The sequence below is a fragment of the Flavobacterium soli DSM 19725 genome (assembly GCF_000422705.1).
Classification (GTDB): domain Bacteria; phylum Bacteroidota; class Bacteroidia; order Flavobacteriales; family Flavobacteriaceae; genus Flavobacterium; species Flavobacterium soli.
Window position 1 is genome coordinate 235,333 of the sequence record NZ_AUGO01000009.1, and the last position, 22,050, is coordinate 257,382.

At 36.3% G+C, this 22,050-nt stretch carries 19 protein-coding genes and 2 pseudogenes; 6 read left to right on the forward strand and 15 right to left on the reverse strand.

Annotation, left to right across the window (positions count from 1 at the left end; translation table 11 throughout):
• Positions 1 to 73: 73 nt before the first annotated feature.
• The 3 genes from purL to G508_RS0113100 all read left to right on the forward strand — a co-directional run bounded on the left by purL (position 74) and on the right by G508_RS0113100 (position 5,744).
• Positions 74 to 3,748, forward strand: a complete 3,675-nt coding sequence (gene purL / locus G508_RS0113090) for a phosphoribosylformylglycinamidine synthase (RefSeq protein ID WP_026705754.1) — start codon at positions 74 to 76, stop codon at positions 3,746 to 3,748.
• Between the two features lie 151 nt (positions 3,749 to 3,899).
• Positions 3,900 to 4,661, forward strand: coding sequence for a LuxR C-terminal-related transcriptional regulator (locus G508_RS0113095; RefSeq protein ID WP_026705755.1), 762 nt, complete (start codon positions 3,900 to 3,902; stop codon positions 4,659 to 4,661).
• Positions 4,662 to 4,673: 12 nt separating this feature from the next.
• Positions 4,674 to 5,744, forward strand: coding sequence for a winged helix DNA-binding domain-containing protein (locus G508_RS0113100; RefSeq protein WP_026705756.1), 1,071 nt, complete (start codon positions 4,674 to 4,676; stop codon positions 5,742 to 5,744).
• A gap of 338 nt (positions 5,745 to 6,082) precedes the next feature.
• Here G508_RS0113100 and G508_RS19595 read toward each other — a convergent pair whose 3' ends face one another.
• A complete protein-coding gene (locus G508_RS19595) occupies positions 6,083 to 6,841 on the reverse strand; it encodes a GLPGLI family protein (protein WP_026705757.1) in 759 nt (252 codons plus the stop codon).
• A 108-nt stretch (positions 6,842 to 6,949) separates the two neighbouring features.
• Between G508_RS19595 and G508_RS19600 the strand changes: the two genes are divergently transcribed.
• Together G508_RS19600 and G508_RS19605 are read left to right on the forward strand one after the other, a co-directional pair.
• Positions 6,950 to 7,696: a DUF3667 domain-containing protein gene (locus G508_RS19600; RefSeq protein WP_051197615.1), complete on the forward strand. Its 747-nt coding sequence runs from the start codon at positions 6,950 to 6,952 to the stop codon at positions 7,694 to 7,696.
• A 113-nt stretch (positions 7,697 to 7,809) separates the two neighbouring features.
• A complete protein-coding gene (locus G508_RS19605; RefSeq protein ID WP_051197616.1) occupies positions 7,810 to 8,463 on the forward strand; it encodes a DUF3667 domain-containing protein in 654 nt (217 codons plus the stop codon).
• A gap of 3 nt (positions 8,464 to 8,466) precedes the next feature.
• Here the strand turns inward: G508_RS19605 and G508_RS0113125 are convergent, their stop codons facing one another.
• The 8 genes from G508_RS0113125 to G508_RS0113165 form a co-directional block, all read right to left on the reverse strand.
• Positions 8,467 to 9,501: an o-succinylbenzoate synthase gene (locus G508_RS0113125; protein WP_026705758.1), complete on the reverse strand. Its 1,035-nt coding sequence runs from the start codon at positions 9,499 to 9,501 to the stop codon at positions 8,467 to 8,469.
• Between the two features lie 350 nt (positions 9,502 to 9,851).
• Positions 9,852 to 11,060 carry a tetratricopeptide repeat protein gene (locus tag G508_RS0113135; RefSeq protein ID WP_026705760.1) on the reverse strand — a complete coding sequence of 403 codons (1,209 nt, stop codon included), beginning with the start codon at positions 11,058 to 11,060 and terminating at the stop codon, positions 9,852 to 9,854.
• Complete coding sequence (locus G508_RS0113140; protein WP_026705761.1) at positions 11,053 to 11,238, reverse strand: hypothetical protein; 186 nt, start codon at positions 11,236 to 11,238, stop codon at positions 11,053 to 11,055. The genes G508_RS0113135 and G508_RS0113140 overlap by 8 nt, the downstream gene beginning before the upstream one ends.
• Positions 11,238 to 11,915: a metal-dependent hydrolase gene (locus tag G508_RS0113145; protein WP_026705762.1), complete on the reverse strand. Its 678-nt coding sequence runs from the start codon at positions 11,913 to 11,915 to the stop codon at positions 11,238 to 11,240. Before G508_RS0113145 ends, G508_RS0113140 begins: the two co-directional genes overlap by 1 nt.
• 27 nt (positions 11,916 to 11,942) lie before the next feature.
• A complete protein-coding gene (gene menA, locus G508_RS0113150; protein WP_026705763.1) occupies positions 11,943 to 12,917 on the reverse strand; it encodes a 1,4-dihydroxy-2-naphthoate octaprenyltransferase in 975 nt (324 codons plus the stop codon).
• A 78-nt stretch (positions 12,918 to 12,995) separates the two neighbouring features.
• A complete protein-coding gene (locus G508_RS0113155) occupies positions 12,996 to 14,507 on the reverse strand; it encodes a PH domain-containing protein (RefSeq protein ID WP_084625981.1) in 1,512 nt (503 codons plus the stop codon).
• Complete coding sequence (locus G508_RS0113160) at positions 14,504 to 15,019, reverse strand: PH domain-containing protein (RefSeq protein ID WP_026705765.1); 516 nt, start codon at positions 15,017 to 15,019, stop codon at positions 14,504 to 14,506. The genes G508_RS0113155 and G508_RS0113160 overlap by 4 nt, the downstream gene beginning before the upstream one ends.
• 122 nt (positions 15,020 to 15,141) lie before the next feature.
• A complete protein-coding gene (locus G508_RS0113165) occupies positions 15,142 to 15,984 on the reverse strand; it encodes a 1,4-dihydroxy-2-naphthoyl-CoA synthase (RefSeq protein ID WP_211223390.1) in 843 nt (280 codons plus the stop codon).
• A 57-nt stretch (positions 15,985 to 16,041) separates the two neighbouring features.
• Between G508_RS0113165 and G508_RS0113170 the strand changes: the two genes are divergently transcribed.
• Positions 16,042 to 17,148 (forward strand): C1 family peptidase, encoded by a 1,107-nt coding sequence (locus tag G508_RS0113170; RefSeq protein ID WP_026705767.1) that lies wholly within the window; start codon positions 16,042 to 16,044, stop codon positions 17,146 to 17,148.
• A gap of 53 nt (positions 17,149 to 17,201) precedes the next feature.
• Here G508_RS0113170 and ygiD read toward each other — a convergent pair whose 3' ends face one another.
• From ygiD to G508_RS20605, 6 genes and pseudogenes are all read right to left on the reverse strand, one after another.
• Positions 17,202 to 18,035 (reverse strand): 4,5-DOPA-extradiol-dioxygenase, encoded by an 834-nt coding sequence (gene ygiD, locus G508_RS0113175; protein ID WP_051197628.1) that lies wholly within the window; start codon positions 18,033 to 18,035, stop codon positions 17,202 to 17,204.
• 143 nt (positions 18,036 to 18,178) lie between these two features.
• Positions 18,179 to 18,763: a hypothetical protein gene (locus tag G508_RS18985; RefSeq protein WP_035694714.1), complete on the reverse strand. Its 585-nt coding sequence runs from the start codon at positions 18,761 to 18,763 to the stop codon at positions 18,179 to 18,181.
• Positions 18,764 to 18,811: 48 nt separating this feature from the next.
• The gene (locus G508_RS0113185; RefSeq protein ID WP_026705769.1) at positions 18,812 to 19,666 is read right to left on the reverse strand and encodes a CvfB family protein; all 855 of its coding nucleotides are present in this window, start codon (positions 19,664 to 19,666) and stop codon (positions 18,812 to 18,814) included.
• A 213-nt stretch (positions 19,667 to 19,879) separates the two neighbouring features.
• Positions 19,880 to 20,539, reverse strand: a pseudogene (locus tag G508_RS18990) (IS1 family transposase).
• A 183-nt stretch (positions 20,540 to 20,722) separates the two neighbouring features.
• Positions 20,723 to 21,175 carry a hypothetical protein gene (locus G508_RS0113195; protein ID WP_026705770.1) on the reverse strand — a complete coding sequence of 151 codons (453 nt, stop codon included), beginning with the start codon at positions 21,173 to 21,175 and terminating at the stop codon, positions 20,723 to 20,725.
• A 667-nt stretch (positions 21,176 to 21,842) separates the two neighbouring features.
• A pseudogene (locus G508_RS20605) lies at positions 21,843 to 22,043 on the reverse strand (RHS repeat-associated core domain-containing protein); the annotation flags it as partial.
• Positions 22,044 to 22,050 lie beyond the last annotated feature (7 nt).

Consider the following 22,050-nt stretch of genomic DNA (forward strand, 5'->3'; position numbering starts at 1 on the left):
TCTTTATTTTATTGCTTTGCAAATTGCAGTTTTTTAAACTAATTTTGCACACACAACACAATAACTACACACAATGATTCATTTCTTCGGAAACCAAACCAATACGGTTTTTGCAGTTCAAACCAGTCCCGATGTTTCGGGAGAACTTTCGGCTGAAAACATCTCAAAATTAAACTGGCTTTTTGGCAACACACATAAAATAGAAAAATCCGTGCTAGCGGATTTTTTTGTTGGTCCTCGTGCTGCAATGATTACGCCTTGGAGTACAAATGCTGTTGAAATTACTCAAAATATGGGTATTGAAGGCATCATCAGGATTGAAGAATTTCAAAAAGTAAACGAAGCTTTCGCTGATTTTGATCCGATGCTTTCGCAGAAATATGCCGAATTGAACCAAGAAATTTATACCATAAATATTCAACCGGAACCGATTCTTGAAATTGAAAACATTGCTGCTTTCAATTCAAAAGAAGGTTTGGCTTTAAGCCAAGAAGAAGTAGAATATTTGGATAATCTGTCAACAAAATTAGGCAGAAAACTAACGGATTCTGAAGTTTTTGGATTCTCCCAAGTAAATTCAGAACACTGCCGTCACAAGATTTTCAACGGAACTTTCGTAATTGATGGCGAAGAAAAACCGTCTTCCCTATTCAAGTTAATCAAGAAGACTTCTTCTGAAAATCCGAACGATATTGTTTCGGCTTATAAAGATAACGTAGCTTTTGTAAAGGGTCCTAGAGTGCAGCAATTTGCACCAAAATCGGCTGACAAGCCTGATTTTTACGAAACTAAAGATTTTGACTCGGTTATTTCGCTTAAAGCGGAAACCCATAACTTCCCAACAACTGTAGAGCCTTTCAATGGAGCTGCGACAGGTTCGGGTGGAGAAATCCGTGACCGTTTGGCGGGTGGACAAGGTTCATTGCCATTGGCAGGAACTGCGGTTTATATGACTTCCTATTCTCGTTTGGAAGAAAATCGTCCTTGGGAAGATGCTATGAACGAAAGAAAATGGTTGTACCAAACACCTATGGATATTTTGATCAAGGCTTCAAACGGAGCTTCTGATTTCGGAAATAAATTCGGTCAGCCTTTGATTACAGGTTCGGTTTTGACTTTCGAACATGAAGAAGATGCTCGAAAATTAGGCTTTGATAAAGTAATCATGCTTGCTGGTGGAATTGGCTACGGGAAAGAAAGCCAAGCCATCAAACAGGAACCAAAAGTTGGTGACAAAGTAGTTATTTTAGGTGGAGAAAATTATAGAATCGGAATGGGTGGTGCTGCGGTTTCTTCGGCAGATACCGGTGCTTTCAGTTCTGGAATTGAGTTGAATGCCATTCAGCGTTCAAACCCTGAGATGCAAAAACGTGCTGCAAATGCCATCCGTGGATTGGTGGAAAGCGACGAAAATCCGATTGTTTCGATTCACGATCACGGTGCTGGTGGACATTTGAACTGTCTTTCAGAATTGGTGGAAGAAACGGGCGGTTTGATTGATTTGGATAAATTACCTGTGGGTGATCCAACGCTTTCTGCAAAGGAAATCATCGGAAACGAATCTCAAGAAAGAATGGGATTGGTAATCGGGCAAAAAGATATCGAAACGTTACAGAAAATTGCTGATCGCGAACGTTCGCCAATGTACCAAGTTGGTGATGTGACCGGAAACCACCGTTTTACTTTTGAATCCAAAACGACTGGTGCAAAGCCGATGGATTTTGCCTTGGAAGATATGTTTGGAAGTTCTCCAAAAGTCGTGATGACTGATACAACAATTGACAGAAAATATACAGATTTAGACTATACTCAAGAAAACTTCAAAAGTTATCTTGATCAAGTATTGCAATTGGAAGCTGTGGCTTGTAAAGACTGGTTGACGAATAAAGTTGACCGTTGTGTTGGCGGAAAGGTTGCCAAACAACAATGTGCTGGTCCTTTGCAATTGCCTTTGAACAATGTGGGTGTGATGGCGTTGGATTATTTAGGAAAAGAAGGTGTTGCCACAACGGTTGGCCACTCGCCTATTGCTTCTTTGATTGATCCTGCTGCTGGAAGCCGAACTGCGATTGCAGAATCATTGTCGAACATTATTTGGGCTCCAATTAAAGACGGTTTAAAAGGTATTTCGCTTTCGGCCAATTGGATGTGGGCTTGCAAAAATGAAGGTGAAGACGCTCGTTTGTATGAAGCAGTTCAAGGCTGTTCTGACTTTGCTATTGAATTGGGAATCAACATTCCGACCGGAAAAGATTCGCTTTCGATGAAACAGAAATATCCTGATGGAGACGTAATTGCTCCTGGAACGGTGATTATTTCTGCAGGTGGAAATTGTACTGATATTCAAAAAGTTGTTGAACCCGTTTTGAAGAAAAATGGCGGAAACATTTATTATATCAACCTTTCTGAAGATGGTTTCAAATTAGGAGGTTCGTCTTTTGCACAGGTTTTGAATAAGATTGGAAATGAAGTTCCAACGATTAAAAACGCTGCGAATTTCAAGACCGCTTTCAACGTAGTTCAAGATTTGATTAAGGCCGAAAAAATCCAAGCCGGACATGACATCGGAAGTGGTGGTTTAGTTACGACTTTATTGGAAATGTGTTTTGCAGATGTGAATTTGGCTGCTGATTACGATCTAAGTTCATTAAGCGAAAGCGACACTATAAAAGTATTATTTTCAGAAAATATCGGAATTGTTTTCCAAGCAGATGCTTCGGTAGAAACGATTTTGAATGAAAATAAGGTAGCATTCTTCAACATCGGAAAAGTAAAAGAAGGAACTACTGTTACGATTAAAAACGGAGACCAAAATCTTTCAATTAATGTAGCAGAAGCTAGAGATACTTGGTACAAGACTTCGTATTTATTAGACCGAAAACAATCAGGCGAATTGAAAGCTAAGGAGCGTTTTGATAATTTCAAAAACCAACCTTTGCAATTTACATTCCCAACTCATTTTACAGGAAAAAAACCAGAAATTGATTTTTCTAAGCCAAGACCAAAAGCAGCAATTATCCGTGAAAAAGGAAGTAATTCAGAGCGAGAAATGGCAAATGCAATGTATTTGGCAGGTTTTGATGTAAAAGATGTCCACATGACCGATTTGATTTCAGGCCGTGAAACTTTAGAAGACATTCAGTTCATCGGAGCGGTTGGAGGTTTCTCTAACTCAGATGTTTTGGGATCTGCAAAAGGTTGGGCTGGAGCGTTTTTATACAATGAAAAAGCAAAAACGGCTTTGGATAACTTCTTCAAAAGAGAAGATACTTTATCTGTTGGAATTTGCAACGGAGCTCAATTGTTTATGGAATTGGAACTAATCAATCCGGAGCATGAAGTGCATGGAAAATTAAGACATAATGATTCGCATAAACACGAAAGTGGTTTTACTTCGGTAACCATTCAGGAAAATAATTCGGTGATGCTAAACACTTTGGCGGGAAGTACTTTAGGGGTTTGGATTTCGCATGGAGAAGGAAAATTCGACTTGCCATACACGGAAGATAAATACAATGTGGTTGGAAAATACGGTTATGAAAATTATCCAGCTAACCCAAATGGTTCTTTCTTCAACATTGCCATGATGTGTGATAAAACAGGAAGACATTTAGCAATGATGCCACACATTGAGCGTTCGACTTTCCAATGGAACTGGGCGAATTATCCAGAAGGCAGAAATGATGAAGTTTCTCCTTGGCACGAAGCTTTTGTGAATGCTAGAAAATGGGTAGAGAATAAAAAATAGATCATTTTAGATATTGTAAGAGAAGGCTTTCAGAACATGGAAGCCTTTTTCTATTTCAGCAAAACCAAGAAATTAAAATCTATAAGGAGCATAAAGTTAATTTGGTTTTGACACAGCTATTAATTATTTTTAGAGTTGCAAACCCCTACTTATGAATTCTGAATTACAAAAACTGCAAAGTGTCTGGCTTGAAACACAGAATAAAGGCATTGAAAACACAGAGTTACCACGAATTACATTCGACAATCTTACTAATTCTATTATTAGTACTGGCCCATTTTATTATTATGTGATTGATTTTTATGACATGTCGTTGTCACATATCAGTCCTGGTATTACAGAAGTGCATGGGTTTGATCCTGAAACGGTTACATTTCAAGATGTTTTGGAGGCCATCCATCCTGATGATATTGATTTCACTCGAAAAGCCGAAGCATTTGCGGCAGATTATTTTTACAACAATGTCAGCAGAGAAAAAATTCTGAAATATAAAAAATGCTACAATCTTCGTGGAAGATTAAAAAACGGTGAATATGGCCTTATCAACCACCAAGCCTTAATGCTTACTCTTGATAGCAATGGTGGTTATGGAAAATGTTTGAACATCCATACTCAAATCGATCATCTTACAAATCAGAATACCTATAAATTCTCTTTAATTGGATTAGAAGATGAACCTTCCTATATGAATCTTGAAGTTGATTGCAATATTAAGAATGTAAATCAATTTTCGAGAAGGGAAATTGACATTATAAAACATATAGGAGATGGTCTTAATACCAATGAAATTGCTCAAAAATTATTTATAAGTGTCGAAACCGTAAAAAAGCACCGGAACAATATATTGAATAAGTCAGACTGTAAAAACACGGCACAGCTCATTAGGAATAGTGTTTTGCAAGGATTAATCTAATTGATCTATTATATGGATTTTTTATTTATCAGAAATCATCGGCTTAAAAACCAACAATTGACCAATACCGAAGTTACTACCCCAGAAGGTTTAGTGAGTCACTTTGGCGCCATCCAAGCTCAAGATTATGCTATGGCAAAATGGGCCATCGGACTTCGAACTGAAAAAACTGAAAAAGACATTGAAGACGCTATCAATGAAGGCAAAATAATTCGCACCCATATCTTACGACCAACCTGGCATTTCGTAGCAGCTGAAGACATTCACTGGATGCTAGAACTAACAGCTCCAAGCCTAAAAAGATTAGTAACAAGTGCGGCTGTAAAAATGGGGCTTGAAGACTCCTTGAATGCTTATAATAAAAAACTACAAAAATTATTATCAGGCAACAATCATCTCACAAGGGAAGAAATAATGCTGGAATTAGATATAAAAACCGGTAGTGTAAATAATATAAGTCCCGTAATCATCATGATGAATGCCGAACTTGAAGGGATCGTTTGCAACGGAAAAATGCGTGGTAAAAAGTTTACTTATGCGTTATTAGAGGAAAGAGTTAAACCTAAAAATAACAAAATCAGTAAGGAAGAGGCTTTAGCTAAATTGGCCAGCAAATATTTCAAAAGCCACGGACCTGCAACAATTCAGGATTTTTCTTGGTGGTCTGGACTTTCACTTACAAACTCCAGACTGGCATTAGAATCAATCAAGCCCGAATTAGCTACTTTTCAAATTGAAGACAAAACATATTGGTTTTACGAGGTTTCAATTTCAAATAAAGATGAAGAAGTCCTCATGCACTTACTACCTGCATTTGATGAATTTCTAATAAGTTACAAAGACAGAACCGCTTCGATTGCGTTAGAACATCAGCCATTGGCTTTTACAAAAAATGGAATATTCAATCCCGTAATTGCACTCAATGGTAAAATTGAAGGAACTTGGAAACGCAGTATAAAAAAAGAAACGGTAAAAATAGAAATCAATCCAATCAATACTTTTAATAACGAAACATCACAATTGATAATGAATCAGGCAAAAACGTATGCCGATTATTTAGGACTAAAAGTTGAAATAGCTTAATTCTTAATGTCAAGAATTTCAAAATCGAAATCCCACTCTTCTTTATTTTGATACCACAATTGCCCCTCTAAAACCTCCAAAGGACAATCAAAATTATTGGTATAAAGTCCTCGCTTATAAATCTTGTAGCATCTGATTGCAGTGAAAATATCCCTTGGCAATCGTTTTTAATTCTATAGAACCTTCTAAACCTTTAAGGAATAAGCAATGGAGTTTCGCCTTGTAATGAAGTTTTGCTAATGCGGAAAGAGGTGGAAAATAAAAAATAAATTATTATTTTTAAATAGTTGAGAAAAGGCTTTCAGTAAATGGAAGCTTTTTTATATAAAAACGTCTATTTAGTAGGCTTCCATTTGACTGTCTTTCATATCTTCTGAAAATTTCTTAGTTACAATATCAGCCATTTCTAAAAAAGTCACCGTTTTAGCTTTCATTTCAGGCAATGCTATTACACTATTTTGATCAAGAATTTCAACTTTTTGAAGTAAGTACTCCTGTCCTAAACTTGTTGCATACAAAATCAAACCAGGCACCCCATCAAACCTATCAGGTCCTGCATTCACTGGAATTTCCTCTGTAAACCATGCAGTGAATTCTGAATTGTATGCTTTTGAAATTGCTTTCTTGCATTTGTAACCAGCAATTATTTTAGTTTCTTCTGAAATTTCCCAGTTCCAAGGTATTAATTTGTCTTTGCCATTAAAATCAATTTCGGAATTATTCATTTTAAAAAACATCAGATTGTTATCCAGTTCTTTATAATAAAAAAAGGGATGATGCTTTTTATGAATTTTAATTTGACTTAGACCTGATCCATTTTCATCAAGAGTAGTTTTTTCATAAATAAATTCCTTTGAATTTGGCTCCCTTTCATAGAAACTAATACCTGCAGAATATTGCAAAATAAACAATTTACAATGCTTCATTTCTGCTAGTTTTGCTTTCTTAATATCTTCCGGCATGGAATTTAGCCTGTCATTACTAATAATTTCTTTTTCCGAATAAATGGCTTTAATGGTTTGTGCTTTTGCTCCAAAACTAAAAAAAACAATTGCTAAAAAAAATTCTTCATATAAAATTATATAGTAATAAAACAAATATAAACCAAACTCAATAACTACCTACAGCTATTTAAAAATTTAAGAAAATATTTCATAAAATGAGTCCCTTTTTCTATTTTAGCAAAACTAAAAAAGTTAAGCTTTATGAAAAATCTTGTCTGCTTGAATTGCAATGAAGCTGTTGAAAAAAACTATTGCTCCAATTGTGGACAAAAAACAGATACTCATCGGATAAATTTTAAGCATTTTTTAATTCATGATATTTTACATGGAGTTTGGCACGTTGACAAAGGAATTCTATTTACCATTAAAGAAGCACTAACACGACCTGGAGAAGCAGCCTTAGATTACATAAGCGGCAAAAGAGTAAAATATTATAATGTGTTTTATTTGATAGTTATACTAGTCGGTCTTCAGCTTATTTTGGCCAATTATTATGAAAAACTCCAATTATTATATCATCCTGAAATATACCAAGCCCATAATGACATCGAAAAATATTCTTTTTTAACAGATTACAGCAAAATCTTAATTCTTGCACTTATTCCTTTATTCGCTGTGACCAGCTATATGCTCTTTCGAAGAAAAAAATTAAACATCAGCGAACATTTCATACTTTCAGGAATGATTTTTTTAGGTGTGATACTTATTTCCCTATTCAGCTTATTACTTTCTTTTATTGATTTTTTAGAAAACTTTTCTACAATCGCGAAAATTATTGACCTATCCACTCCGTTTATTTTATTCTTATACATTAGCTTTGGCTATTATAAACCTTTCAAATCCATTTACAAACCATCAAACCTAATCTGGCGAGTATTTATTTTCGATATTTTGCTATTACTAGAAGTAGCATTTTTCCTGTTTTTATTAACTTTAGTTTTTGAATAAATTTTATGAAACATAACTACTGCCTAAACTGCAACTCTCCCATAGATAATAACTTTTGTTCAAATTGTGGTCAAAAAACCGACACACACCCAATAACATTCAAGCATTTTATAATGCATGACGTGTTGCATGGTGTTTGGCATCTGGAAAAAGGCATCCTGTTTACCATAAAAGAAGTTTTCAAAAGACCTGGACAAGCAGCCTTGGACTATATCAAAGGAAAGCGTATTCGTTATTACAATGTGTTTTATTTAGCATTACTCATAATTGCCATCGATGTGGTATTGCTGCATTATAGACAAAAAATCAATCAAGATTTTATAGACCCAAACAGAGCCGAAGATGTTGGTGATTTTCTCGCGAATTTTTCTAAAATAGCATTGTTCAGTATCGTTCCGCTCTTATCAATAAATGCAATGCTAATCTTTAAACGATTACGACTAAATTTTGCACAACATATGATTATTAGTGGAATGTCCCTATTGGGCATGCTTTTGATAAGTGTTTTTTATTTTCTTACAGATTTTCTAAATCATTTAGATTTAAAAATCTCTTTTGGATATCTAGAAACCATCTCTTTCTTTCTTATTCCGTTCTTCCCAATTTGGTCCTATTATGATGCAACAAGAAAACTATATACGTTTTGGGGATTTTGCTGGAGAATTATTCTTTTCTATATTCTTTTAATAACGCAACTTTTGCTTATACTACAATGTATAGCGCTACTTTTCTATGACGGAAAACTTCATATGGACCTTATGCTGTAGTAGCTATAAATTAAAACTCCAATGTAAGTTTGAATCATACCACAATTGTCCTTCTAAAACCACCAAAGGACAATCAAAATTATTGGTATAAAGTCCTCCCGTTCCTAAACCCTGTGGCATTGGATTTTGCTGTAAAAACGTCCATTGCGCAATTGCATTCAAGCCAATATTACTCTCCAAAGCAGAGGTAATCCACCAACCAATATTGTATTTTTCTGCTAAAGAAATCCACTCTTTTGAACCTCGAAAACCACCTATCAAACTGGGCTTTAAAATGATATATTGGGGTTGTATTTTCCGCAATAAAGCTTCTTTTTCTTCGTATGAAAACACGCCAATAAGTTCTTCATCTAAAGCAATAGGAATTGGAGTATTTTTACATAGCTCTGACATCCTGTCAGTACGTTTTTTTTGTATCGGTTGCTCTATACTATGTATTTCAAATTCAGATAATTGATTTATTTTATCTAAAGCTTCATCAGAAGTAAATCCGCCGTTTGCATCTACTCTGATTTCTATAGTTTTTGCGTCGTAATTTTCCCGTATAAACCGCAATAAAGCGAGTTCTTTTTCAAAATCTATCGCACCAATTTTAAGTTTGATACAGTTGAAACCTTGTGCCAGTTTTTCCTCGATTTGTTCCTTCATAAACGAAGGCTCTCCCATCCAAACAAGTCCATTAATCGGGATGCTTTTCTGCGTTTTGGTAAACTCCGAAGGAAAGAGTAAAAAAGGGGTTTCACTTGCTAATGATTGGAACGCCATTTCTACACCAAATTGAATCGAAGGAAACTCAATTAAAGCTTCCCAAAGAGCTTTTTCTCCTAGATGGATATTCTGGCACGTCCATCGTAATTTGGCTTCATAATCAGGTCTGTCGTCAATGCTTAGGGTCCTTAAAATTCCACACTCTCCTATTCCTTTTTTACCGTCTTGTTCCAAGATGATAAACCAGGTTTCTTTTTCCGTCAATACACCTCTTGAAGTGCCTGAAGGTTTTTTGAAGTTGAGCAGGTATTTATGGTAGGTTGCTTTCAAGTAGGTTTAGAAATTAGGATTTGGAGAGAACTTAAACACAAAGTACACGAAGAATGCACAAAGTTCACAAAGCTTAAACTTATTTTAAATTTCGAGACTTTGCTTCCTTATTAAGCAAGCCGACGTTGATCAACAAAGGAGTCAACGTTACCGGTAAGATAAATATTGGGAGAAATACAACAAATGAAAAATTGGATGTATCCTTCGTCGAATAAATATAGATTACAAAGGCAATCATAAACAACCAGACAATACCTATTCCAATTAAGAAGCCTTTGAATAAATCCCTTCTCTTTATTAGTTTTTCGTTGCTTAATTCAGATAGATTGTTGTTTTTCATTTTTATGGAATTAATCATTAAACAATTTCAAAATCCTCTCAAAATCATTCGATTTGAAACCTGCTTTCTTGAGGTCTTCAAAATCACGAACTGTCTGGATTTTCCAATCAATTAGGGCTGAAATATTTTGATTCTGGTATTTTTTATGGATCAGTTTTGCTTCCGAATATTCTCCGTTGAGCAAATAAGCATGGGCTAGATTGAGCTGTATTTGCAATTCTGAATCATCAAGCTTCTCACCCTCTTTCAGGTATTTTATAGCTTTTCCGAATTGTTTTGAATACAAATAATAGGTTCCCAAAGCATTATAATCCATCACTTTTGCGTTTCCGTTATCAATGATTCCAGCATGTAAAAGTCGGATGGCTTCGTCATAGCGTTTGTTTTTAAAGTGCTGGAAAGCATCCAATCTGATACCATTATGAATCGCTTCGTTTACGGGATTCTTGCTTAAACATTCGGCTCCAAAATCCTTGAACGCTTTTGATTTTTCTGAAGCCAATAATTTTTGGTATTCTTGGAATTTATATTTGGCTTGCATTTTATCCAAGATACAAACACAAAAATCATCCGAATTGATCATCAATTGGGCTAAATTGGAGGTTTTGCACAAATCAATAATGGATTTTCGGTTTTCTGGACTCCAGCCTTTGCTTAACTTATAATCGACCCAAGGCACAACTTCTAATACGATTTTTTGCTTCATCAGCCAGTTATCGCTTTCAAAGGCGAAAAACATAGTACTTGTATTAGCTTTCAGACAGGCTGATTTTTCTAAGGAAAGTAATTTTGCATCCTTGTTTACGGGTGTGTTTTGTGCAAAACATGCCTTGTCTGCTTTTCCTGATTCTTTATAGGCTGTTGCCAATTCGTTACTCGAAAAAATAGCATATTTGCATTTGTCATCGCCTGAAATCTTGGAAACTATAAAAACTGCTCCAGCCGAACCTTGACTGATTCCCGAAGGATCGGGAATGGATTTTAGCAACGAAACCAAGCTTCCGGCCAATTGCTGATTGTCGTCGAGAGTGGTAATTCGGTAAACGACTTCTGTAGTTCCTTTTGGGAAATCTTCGGTTTTGACAACGATTCGGTCTCCGGCTCCAAGGTTTATTTCCTTGGTTGTGGCACGATTCTTATCCCAAAAGCCGTCTTGCTGTGCAAAAACCGTTTGGATTGTAGTGACAACTAAAAAAAGGAATATTGCTTTTTTAATCATAGTGGATTATTTTTAGACCTGAAGGTTTCGAAAACCTGTCAGGTCTGGAAAATGGATTTAAATCTAGCCCCGATGGTGCCATTGTTTGAGCTCTTGCAACTGCCGTAAGAGCTGTTGCAAAGCGAGTGGCTCCAGCGGGAAAATGGATTCCAAAAACGCCTAAACCTTTCGCTCCCATTATAAATCGATTGAAGCACCAATTTCGAGCAACATCAGGTCTTTTCCAACATCGAAGAATTTTTTAATGGCTTCTTCGTGGTTGATTTCGATGTATCCGAAGGTATCGAAATGATAGCCTAGAACTTTATCACATTCTACAAAATCTGAAGCCAAAATAGCATCATCGACATTCATAGTAAAATTATCTCCGATTGGGAAAATAGCCAAATCGAGCTTGGTTCTTAATGGAATGAGTTGCATATCGAAGGTTAGGGCGGTGTCGCCAGCGATATAGATATTTTTTCGTTCGCCTTCGATGACAAATCCACCTGGATTTCCGCCATAAGTTCCGTCGGGAAACGAACTTGAGTGGATAGCGTTTACGTATTTTACGTTTCCGAAATCGAAATCCCAGCTTCCGCCGTGGTTCATCGGGTGTGTAGTGAAGCCTTTCTTTTCATAATAGCCTGCGATTTCTGCATTGGAAACGATGGTGGCGTTGGTTCGCTGTGCAATGGTTTCTACATCGGCAATGTGGTCGCCATGTGCATGTGTCAGCAAGATAAAATCGGCTTCAAGTGAATCGACATCAATGTGGGAAGCTTTTGGATTTGGGGAAATATAAGGATCTACTATGATTTTTTTTCCACCAACTTCAATTCCGAGAGAGGCGTGTCCGTAAAAAGTAATTTTCATGTTTTTAAGTCTTTAAGCGTTATTATTCTAAGCATTCACAACTAAATCTGACAGGAGATAAATCAAACTCAACGATAGCAAAATAGAAAGTAAAAAGGTTGATATTGCTAATTTTTTTAGCTCCGGATCTAGGAGTTTTGGATTCTTGTTTTTATAAACCCTAATCAAATGACTCGTAAGCGGGAAATAAATGACCAAAAAGAAATAGGTATCAAAATTTAATTTTTCAGGCTCAATATCCTTTACAAAATCTACATAAACAGCAAACGCCAAGACCAATAGCATTGCTGAAATAACCAAAAAGAAATGGTATTTTTTGGCAGCGGCTCCACCAATTTTTACGACGATGGTGTTTTTTCCTGATTTTCGGTCGGACTCCTCATCACGCATGTTGTTTAGGTTTAGAACACCAACGCTTAAAAATCCGATAGCGATTGCCGGAAGACACAATTCCCAATCCACTTGTTTTGAATAGAGGAAATTAACACCTAAAGTGCTTACTAGACCGAAAAATATAAATACGAACAGGTCGCCATAGCCATTGTAGCCATAGGCGGTATTCCCAACGGTGTAGCGAATTGCGGAAGTAATGGCTAGAATTCCCAAGATTAGAAAAATAACAGAATACAGGATATGATCTTTCCCAAAAGCAAAATAAATCAATAAAACAGCAGAAATGAATGTCAAAATAGATGTTATGATCATCGCTCGTTTCATCGCTTGAGGCGAAATAACTCCACTTTGAATGGCGCGTTTTGGCCCTACCCTGTCTTCATTGTCTGTTCCTTTGATTCCGTCGCCATAATCGTTGGCAAAGTTGGAAAGGATTTGCAATCCAAGCGTTGTCAAGATGGCAAAACCAAACAATTGCCAGTTGAATACTTCGGTTGGCGTCAGGACATTATCGGTGGGATAGGCCAATGCATACATACTTCCAACGATGATGCCTGATACCGAAAGTGGTAACGTTCTTACTCTTGCTGCTTCAATCCAATGTCTCATTTTAATTTGTTTATGAGTTTAAGGTTTAAAGGTTGTAAAATACAATCTTTCTTTTCTCTTTATTCTTTTCTCTAAAATCTACATCCAATTGCTATCGGACGTTTCTATTTCGTATAACCAAAGGTTCACATAACGTTTAATTCGAGTAAAATCGCCCAATTGAAAGGCAACATTTCCTCCTGCTGTATGCAAAATTATCGACCCAATGTCGGCTTTCTTGTGCCAAAACAACTGTGACGTTGTTATGGCTTGTATTTTCATGGGTTCGATGATTTCATGGTCAACATCCCAGGCTCCGCTTTGCTTGATGATGAAATTATCACTGATAAAAAGTCGGTAATTTCGAAAGCCAAAATACAATACCAAACCAATAAAAACAATATAAACCGGAACTAGGTATATGAATTCGAATGCTTGGGGTTCAATCCAATTTGCAAATGCAAAATACAGTGACAAAGGTATCATTATTGTTGTGAATATTGAAAAAACAAGCTTGCGAAAATTAGGCTGCAATTGCACTCCTTTTTCGGGGATCGATTTAAACAATAATTTTAAGATCTGATCCCGTTCAGTCTCCGAACAACCTGGAATTTCTATAGCAGATTTTTTTTCTTCTGGTTCGCCACTTGTAGCTTGCTTGATTTTTATCTCCAAGATATCCATCTTCTTTTGGAAATAATTTCGCGTAATAGTGGTTATTTGCACCTTTTCGGGCTTGATAATGGTACTTTTTGTATTCAGCAACCCATACGAAAGCAATAAGGAACCTTTTTGCTTGGCAATTTTATAATCGAAATATTTGAAAACAACTCTCACCAAATTAATGATGAGTACAATCAAAAAAAGAAAGGCAACGAGCATCAAAATACCTTTAAAAATGGAAGTTCCATCAATATAATGTTCCAAACTTTGCTCTTCAAGAACATCCCCTTCTGTAAAATTACTTATATTTTCATAAATCGTACTGACAAAAAGGATCAACAAACCAAAACTTCTGAGGTAATTGGAAGTTATACCTACTTTCAATAAGGTGATAAAACTGATCTTGATAAAAGGATGTTCCTCTGGATGAGCTTCTGCTAAAGCTGATTGTGCTGTTTCCGAATCTGTATCAATTAATTTTCCTTCGTTTTCAAGTAATCTTGTCTTTAATTCTAAAGCCAATTCGTGCGAAATAGCCTTGATAGAACCCTCTTTTTTACTACTTCCAGCGGTATCAACATCCAAGGCATAGACACCAACAAACTTTTGAATCAACGATTGATTGATGTTTACCTGTTGGATTTTATTGAGCTGTATAGTCGTTTTGGATTTGTTTAAAATCCCTTCTGTAACAATGAACTCTTGATTTTCCTCATCTAGGAAAAAGGTGAAATTGAGGTATTTTAGATAGGACACAAAACCAACAAGCACAATAACAGCAACGGTTCCAAAGGCAAGATAAAGTTTGTTGACTTCATCAAACTTGAAAACCCAAATCACAAGCATAGGCCATAAAGCCCTCAACGATTTTTGAAGCGTATAAAAAAACATCACCAATACGCCAACTTTGGACTGCCTTTGCGGTTGGCTGAAATCTGCTTTTATCATAATTGCTTTTGGATTTTCCCCATCAATAATTGTTTGATGTTTTCGGCCTGTTCCTTTTCGATCCCAGGAATTTCGATATCACTTGAGCTTCCTCCGGCTGTGAAAATTTCTACTTTTGCCAAACCAAAATATCTCGAAACCAAACCTTCGTGCAACGCTACGTGTTGTACTCTGTTATAAGGAATTACAATGGTTTTGGTAGCAATCACTCCGCTTTGAAAAAGCACATCATGTTCCCTGAAAGCAAAACCCCTTTTTTGGAAACCGATCCTTGAAAAGACTATCGTCAAACCAACTAAAATCCCAAAACCTACTCCGAAATAGACTGCAAAATCTCTAATTCCTTCATTGAAATAAAAAACAAAACCAATTGCAACTCCTAAAATAAGGAACGTGATCGCTGTATTAATCAGCATCACTTTCCAATAATCAGGATGCAATTTAGAAAATTGAACTTCCTCAAATCTTGGAAGCTGTGTAGTATCGATGGTTGTATTCGTAAAATTTTCCAAGAGTTATGAGTTATTAGTTAGAGTTATGAGTTATGAGTTGTGAGTTATCAGTGACTGTAAACTGATCACCAAATACTGATCACTGAACACTGACCACTGATCACTGATCACTGAATACTAAATCAAGGAATCCACTTGTTCTCTCCAAAATTAGGCTTTCTTTTCTCTAAAAACGCATTCCTTCCTTCTTTTGCTTCTTCTGTCATATACGCCAAGCGAGTGGCCTCTCCTGCAAAAACTTGCTGGCCAACCATTCCATCATCTGTCAAATTCATAGCGAATTTTAGCATTTTTATTGAGGTTGGCGATTTCTCTAAAATTTCTTGAGCCCATTGATAGGCAGTATCTTCCAGTTCATGGTGTGGAATCACGGCATTCACCATTCCCATATCCATTGCATCTTGTGCAGAATAATTTCTTCCTAAAAAGAAAATCTCACGCGCTTTTTTCTGCCCAACCATTTTGGCTAAATAAGCCGAACCATAACCCCCATCAAAACTGGTTACATCGGCATCGGTTTGCTTGAAAATAGCATGTTCCTTACTGGCTAAGGTCAAATCGCAAACTACATGCAAACTGTGTCCGCCGCCAACAGCCCAACCTGGAACTACAGCAATCACTACTTTTGGCATAAAGCGAATCAATCGTTGCACTTCTAAGATATTCAAACGGTGTTGCCCATCTTCTCCAACATAGCCTTGATGACCACGTGCATTTTGATCACCTCCACTGCAAAAAGAGTAAACGCCATCTTTGGTAGAAGGTCCTTCGGCAGAAAGCAGCACTACTCCAATTGAAGTGTCCTCTTGTGCATCATAAAAAGCCTGATACAATTCAGAAGTGGTTTTTGGGCGGAATGCATTTCGCACATTCGGACGATTAAAGGCAATTCTGGCAACGCCATTGCACTTCTTATAGGTGATGTCTTCAAAATCTTTAACAGTTTTCCAGTCTATAGTAGCCATTTTTATTTTATTTTAGCGTAAAAATAATACTTTTACCCCTTAATAAAAACAAATAAAATGAAAAGAAATTTCTTGAGCATTGCTCTTTTAACAATCGCTTTTTCAGCCTATTCACAAAACTATGAATTCCAAACCATTAAAGATATTGAGGCCACACCCGTAATTTCACAAGGTCAAACGGGAACTTGCTGGAGTTTTTCATCCACTTCATTTCTAGAGGCCGAAATCATCCGCACTTCCGGAAAGCAAATCGATTTATCGGAGATGTACAACGTTCGACATACCTATCCAAAAAAGGCATGGAACTACGTCATGCGTCAAGGAAAAGCACAATTTGGTGAAGGCGGATTGAACCATGACGTAATCAATAGCGCCATGAAATTTGGGATTGTTCCTGCAGATGCTTACTCTGGTTTGGTTGGAAATGCAACTATTCTGAATCACTCCAAAATGGTGGAAGAATTGGAAGCTGTATTGAAACCTTATGCCGATCTTTCAAAAAAATTAGATCCAAAATGGAAGACAGAAGTTTCGGATATTTTAGACAAGCACATGGGAGCTGATATTTCGGAATTTACGTATGAAGGTAAAAAATATACTCCGAAAAGTTTCTTGGAAATGACAAAATTGAATCTTGAGGAGTATGTAACCATTTCTTCTTTCTCACACGAACCTTTTTACAAGGAATTTATTCTGGACATTCCGGACAACTTTGCAAACGGAAGTTTCTATAACCTTCCTTTGGATGAATTTATCCTAAATATAGATAATGCTTTAGAAAAGGGCTATACTTTGGCTCTAGATGCTGATGTGAGCGAACGTACCTTTTCGCCTAAATCTGGTATTGCTGTCATTCCAGAAAACGAAGCCGATAACAAAGCTATTTTAACCGAAATCAAAAAGGAAAAAGAAATTACGCAGGAATTCCGTCAGCAGGAATTTGAAAATTTCAACACTACCGATGATCATTTGATGCACATCGTTGGAAAACTAAAGGATCAAAAAGGAAATGTTTACTACAAAGTAAAAAATTCTTGGGGAACTGATAATGGAAATGGCGGTTACGTATACATGAGTGTTCCGTATATGAAATTGAAAGCGATTTCGGTTTTGGTTCATAAAAATGCATTGGACAAAAAGACAAAGAAAAAATTAGGCATATAATAGCTCCATAAATAAGAATTCAAAACGGCAAGTACAAAAACTTGTCGTTTTTTTTATCCCCATTTCACAGAAGTCATATTCAAGGAACCTCCCACCATCTTATCGTTAAAGAAGCTAATAGCATCTTGAGAATCCTGCAAAGCCATAGCATAAAGCAAAGGATAATAATGGTCCGGTGTTGGAATGGCCAATTTCGCTGCACTACCTAATTTCTCATAGTCAATCAAGGCTTTGAAATCACTATTCCCTATCTTTTCCTTGAAAATGGAATTCATCTCAATGGCCCAGTCAAAACCATAGTTCGCTTCCTGCATCTTGTCCCAAGCAATCATCCTGAGGTTGTGCACCATATTTCCCGAACCAATAATAAGTACGCCTTTTTTCCGCAAGGCTTTCAATTGTTTTGCCAAATCAAAATGATACTGTGGAGGCTTGCCATAATCAATACTCAACTGCAATACCGGGATGTCAGCATTGGGATACATGTGTCTTACAACCGTCCAAGTGCCGTGATCCAAACCCCAATCGTGGTCTAAGCCTACATCTGTAGAAGTTATTAATTTTGAAGTAGCTTCCGCCAAATCCGGACTTCCTGGAGCAGGATAGTGCACGTCAAAAAGTGCCTGCGGAAATCCACCAAAATCATGGATCGTTTTCGGATTGGGCATAGCCGTGATATGGGTTCCCTTTGTCAACCAATGTGCCGAAATAACCAATACTGCTTTCGGTTTTGGAATCTCCTTCCCGAATGTTGCCCACGTTTGCGAAAACTCGTTGTCTTCAATTCCGTTCATCGGCGAACCGTGACCGATAAACAAAACCGGATGCTTTTCATCTTCCTCCTTCAAACTTTCGGTCCAATTATAAAATGGATGCAATGATGCCATAGTGACTCCTCCTATTATAGTTTTTATAAAATCTTTTCGTTCCAAATGTACTATACTTGTATATACAAATGTATAGAATAGTTTTGATGTATAACGTTAAATAAAAGCCATAAAAAAACGCTTCCAATTAGAAGCGTTAGAATTTATTGTTTAGTTCTCGAAGATTTGAAAGTATAACCAATCCTTAGATGTAAATCCAAAAGCACATCACCATTATTTTCACTATAACCATATTGTTTTAAAAACATAAAATTATAACCCAGTCCAACCCCTACTTCATAATTGAAATCACTCTTTCCAAAGTTTCTTTTTATTCCCCATTTCGGGACAATAGCAAGCTGATGCGGAATATAAACATCTCCTTCAAGTCCCGTAATAACAAACCAATCCGGATGATAACTCAGGGTCAAAGCCAAAAAATTTCCACCATTATTGTGAACATTTCTTCCTTTATTTCCTCTTTTTTCGAGATTATAATACCATCGGGGTTCAACCGTGATTACGGGTGCAAATGCATCGAAACTAATTCCATCGCCATATCGTCGCGTAAAAGCATCAAAACCTATTTCTGATTTTAAGGTAAGCTGATTGGAAAGTCGTGATTCATTATTGATCCATGCCCCAAAAAAACCTACTTGTCCACTAAAGGTAGATTTTTCGGTTGTAAATTCTTGAGCAAATGTAGTTTGGACAAAAAGAAAAGTCACTAAAACGTAAAAATATTTCATATCATATATTTATCAGGTAAATGTAGTAAAAAAATTACTTTTCCTTTCTTATTCTTTCACCAAATAAATACCATCGTCTTTAATCTCGATCAATTTGTCTTTATACAAAGCGCCAATTGCTTTCTTAAAAGTCTTCTTACTCATTTGAAGCACGGTCTTGATATCTTCTGGATGACTGTTATCGTTTAAACGAAGAAAACCTCGGCTGGCCCGAAGCTCGTTCAATATCTTTTCTGCATTAGGTTCTATCCTTTCGTAACCAATTTTTTCAATCGAAACATCAATCTTGTTATCAGGGCGGATCGTTTTGATATACCCCCTCATTCGGTCTCCCGTTCTGATGGAATCATCATATACCTCATCCTTATACAACAACCCTTTATGTTGCTCGTTGATGATCACATTGATGCCAATTTCGGTAATATGTGATACAATTAGATCAACTTCCTCGCCTCTTTCAACCGTCAGGTTTTCATTGCTTAAAAACTGATTGGTCTTGCTAGAAGCCACCAAACGATTGGTTTTTTCATCCATATACAGATACACCAAATAACGCTTTCCCTTTTCCATCGGGCGTGCTTGCTCCTTAAACGGAACCAAGATATCCTTCTCCATTCCCCAATCCATAAACGCACCGACTTGATTGGTATAATTCACACGCAGGAGTGCAAACTCATTCAATAAAATATAAGGTTCTAAAGTTGTAGCAACCGGACGCTCCTCATGGTCAAGATACACAAAAACAGTAAGTTCGTCACCAATCCTAAAATCGTGCGGAACATATTTGTTGGGCAAAAGTATGTCATGGATACCTTCAGGGTCTTTTTCTTCATTGCCCAAAAACAAGCCCACTTTGGTATCTCTTAATATGGTAAGCGTGTTGTATTTTCCTATTTCAATCATTTCAATGCTATTTTCAAAGCGCCAAAGGTACGAAGTTTTGGAGATTGATAGGCGGAAAGAGAGAAGGATTTGAAATTACAGAATCTTGCATATCAAATGCTATAAAGACGTTTTGGAGAAAGTTCTGGTTGCTTACACTTTTTTTTCGGAGTATTTAATTTCCGGTATACAAAACTTTTGGCGAGCCAATAGAATATACTTTCCCAGAAAATATCAAATCCAAAAATAAATCTTCAATACTGAAATCAAAAGCACTAAGCTTTTGCTGAAGCATATAGTCCTCCTATTCAATCTTTTGATGTGCGTTCACAATGTCAGATTCTTCCTTTCGATATGATTCGTGCCGAAACGTTTCACAGTATGCAATTTTTCCTCTATAAGATACCTGTAATTTTTCAACCTGTCGGTAAATATTTTTTTTGCTTCTGATAATTTTAAAGTTTCCAAAACACAGTTTAGCGTTTTATTGGCTCGCTTTCCTACATTAAGACTCACAACTTTTTTAGAATCCTTTTCCAAGGCATAGACGAGCCAGATAAAATTTCGCTTGTTTCTGATATAGGTGCACATTTCGTCAACCTCATAGGTTTTTCCCTTACTGATAATGGGCTGTTGAATGCTCTTGGCAATTGACACAATCCTTTTAAGCAATGTGGTAGTCGAAATTTTTAGTACCCTTGCAGTACTCCTTATTCCCAAGCCTTCCTTGGTTAATTGGATAATGTTCTGGTTGAGGTCTGACTTATAAGCATTGTACCCATAGCAAGACTGTTGCCGCTTTTGACAGATACAACATTTATAACGTTGTTTCCCATTATTTTGAAATCCATTCCTTATGCATTTACCATTACAAAAATTACATTTTATTTCCATGACCTAATTTTGATACATTAAGATACAAGAAAAGCATTTTTAGGCCTTATCCGACCTCAAAAATAGAAGAGGTGACCTGTTGGGTCACCTGTAATTGGTTTGGAATCTCAAAATATACATTGTTTTTCAAGGAGTTAGAGTGATGCTTTTCAAAAACACCTAATCTGAGACATTACCCTCAATTTATACTCCATAGAATCCTCTAAAATTTGAGTTTTTTTCTATTTTATATATAAAAACCCCTTCATCACTATCTTTATCATATTCAATAATTATTACAGTTTTATCTTTCGGTTTAGAATAAGATGGAGATATGTCATTAATCAAAGATGTTTTGTAACTATGATACATCTTTTTTACTTTTTTTCGATAAACAATCACATAGCTATTTTTGTCAAAATCAAAATCTATATTTTGACAAGTTTTTTGATATTCTCTTGTTTTGTCATTTCTATTGAAGTACCGAGTTAGGCTCTCTTTTGAATGAAAAAATTCATAAGCGTTTGGATAGAATTTATTATCAGAATTTGGAATTTTAAATAATAATTCATGTTCAATATGCTTCTTATTAAAAAATAAGTAACCTAATAGTGTAAAAACCATTACAATTAAGATATACATTGCTTTTCTTTTCATAATGTCTTATTTTCTAGGAATTGAGTTTAAAGGTTTTGGTTTAAAATAATTCATCCATACACCATTTTCAGGATCTGCTCGCATATAATTACTTGCACTGGGCATAGTTCCGTTAGTCCAAAAAGAATTATAATTAACCGACCCCGCTGTGCCTCTCACATTTTTAAAGTTGAAGGTCTCTGAGAAAACTTGTGCGATAGGTTTACCTGTGCCTTTTAAACTACCCCTGGTCTCCATGAGCCTCTTTTACGGCATCTGCTGAATGGCATGTATTCAGCTGTAAAGTAGTTGCGGTTAAAGTTGCTTTTGGTTTAGGTAAGTCTTGTATATTCGGTGCTTCTGCACCACTAATATTTGTTTTACCATTACCTGTTGCTGTAAACTGCTCATTTGTCTCAGTATTAACATTAATAGATTGATTCTTACCATGTGTAGAAATTATTATTTCTGAAGGCATACCATCCATATTACCCCAATCTTCTGCAAACCCTTCAGTTGTTCCTGTATTACTTAAAACAACAGCTCCTTCTCCATATTTTTTCACAGCATCGTCATACTGTATCATTGCTTGTTCACTAAAATCATTATCATGAAAAATATATACCTTAACGTCTTTTAGAGCATCTCCTTCAACAACTTTACCATTTTTATCCTTCCAGTCATACGCCTGCATTCCATCAGGGTCAACAAAATAGATTGGATTATTATAAGCATAATTATAAGGTGTCCAACGTCTTGAATTTTCTGCCAGCGGGTCAATATTCATCCACCTCCCAATGGTTGGGTCATAATTCCTTGACCCGTAGTCGTAAAAGTTAAGCCCCAGCTCGTCTTGGTACTCCTTGCCGTTGTACTTATACTGGTAGGCTATTCTG

Bases quoted from the DNA above. Each gene is read 5' to 3' on its own strand.
- G508_RS0113140 (WP_026705761.1), bottom strand. From the start codon at position 11,238: ATGGGAGCGAAAGGTTTAGGCGTTTTTGGAATCCATTTTCCCGCTGGA.
- G508_RS18985 (WP_035694714.1), bottom strand. From the start codon at position 18,763: ATGAAATATTTTTACGTTTTAGTGACTTTTCTTTTTGTCCAAACTACA.
- G508_RS0113135 (WP_026705760.1), bottom strand. From the start codon at position 11,060: ATGATTAAAAAAGCAATATTCCTTTTTTTAGTTGTCACTACAATCCAA.
- G508_RS0113185 (WP_026705769.1), bottom strand. From the start codon at position 19,666: ATGATTGAAATAGGAAAATACAACACGCTTACCATATTAAGAGATACC.
- ygiD (WP_051197628.1), bottom strand. From the start codon at position 18,035: ATGGCATCATTGCATCCATTTTATAATTGGACCGAAAGTTTGAAGGAG.
- G508_RS0113165 (WP_211223390.1), bottom strand. From the start codon at position 15,984: ATGGCTACTATAGACTGGAAAACTGTTAAAGATTTTGAAGACATCACC.
- menA (WP_026705763.1), bottom strand. From the start codon at position 12,917: ATGAGACATTGGATTGAAGCAGCAAGAGTAAGAACGTTACCACTTTCG.
- G508_RS0113095 (WP_026705755.1), top strand. From the start codon at position 3,900: ATGAATTCTGAATTACAAAAACTGCAAAGTGTCTGGCTTGAAACACAG.
- G508_RS0113195 (WP_026705770.1), bottom strand. From the start codon at position 21,175: ATGAAAAGAAAAGCAATGTATATCTTAATTGTAATGGTTTTTACACTA.
- purL (WP_026705754.1), top strand. From the start codon at position 74: ATGATTCATTTCTTCGGAAACCAAACCAATACGGTTTTTGCAGTTCAA.
- G508_RS0113170 (WP_026705767.1), top strand. From the start codon at position 16,042: ATGAAAAGAAATTTCTTGAGCATTGCTCTTTTAACAATCGCTTTTTCA.
- G508_RS19600 (WP_051197615.1), top strand. From the start codon at position 6,950: ATGAAAAATCTTGTCTGCTTGAATTGCAATGAAGCTGTTGAAAAAAAC.
- G508_RS19605 (WP_051197616.1), top strand. From the start codon at position 7,810: ATGCATGACGTGTTGCATGGTGTTTGGCATCTGGAAAAAGGCATCCTG.
- G508_RS0113145 (WP_026705762.1), bottom strand. From the start codon at position 11,915: ATGAAAATTACTTTTTACGGACACGCCTCTCTCGGAATTGAAGTTGGT.
- G508_RS0113155 (WP_084625981.1), bottom strand. From the start codon at position 14,507: ATGATAAAAGCAGATTTCAGCCAACCGCAAAGGCAGTCCAAAGTTGGC.
- G508_RS0113100 (WP_026705756.1), top strand. From the start codon at position 4,674: ATGGATTTTTTATTTATCAGAAATCATCGGCTTAAAAACCAACAATTG.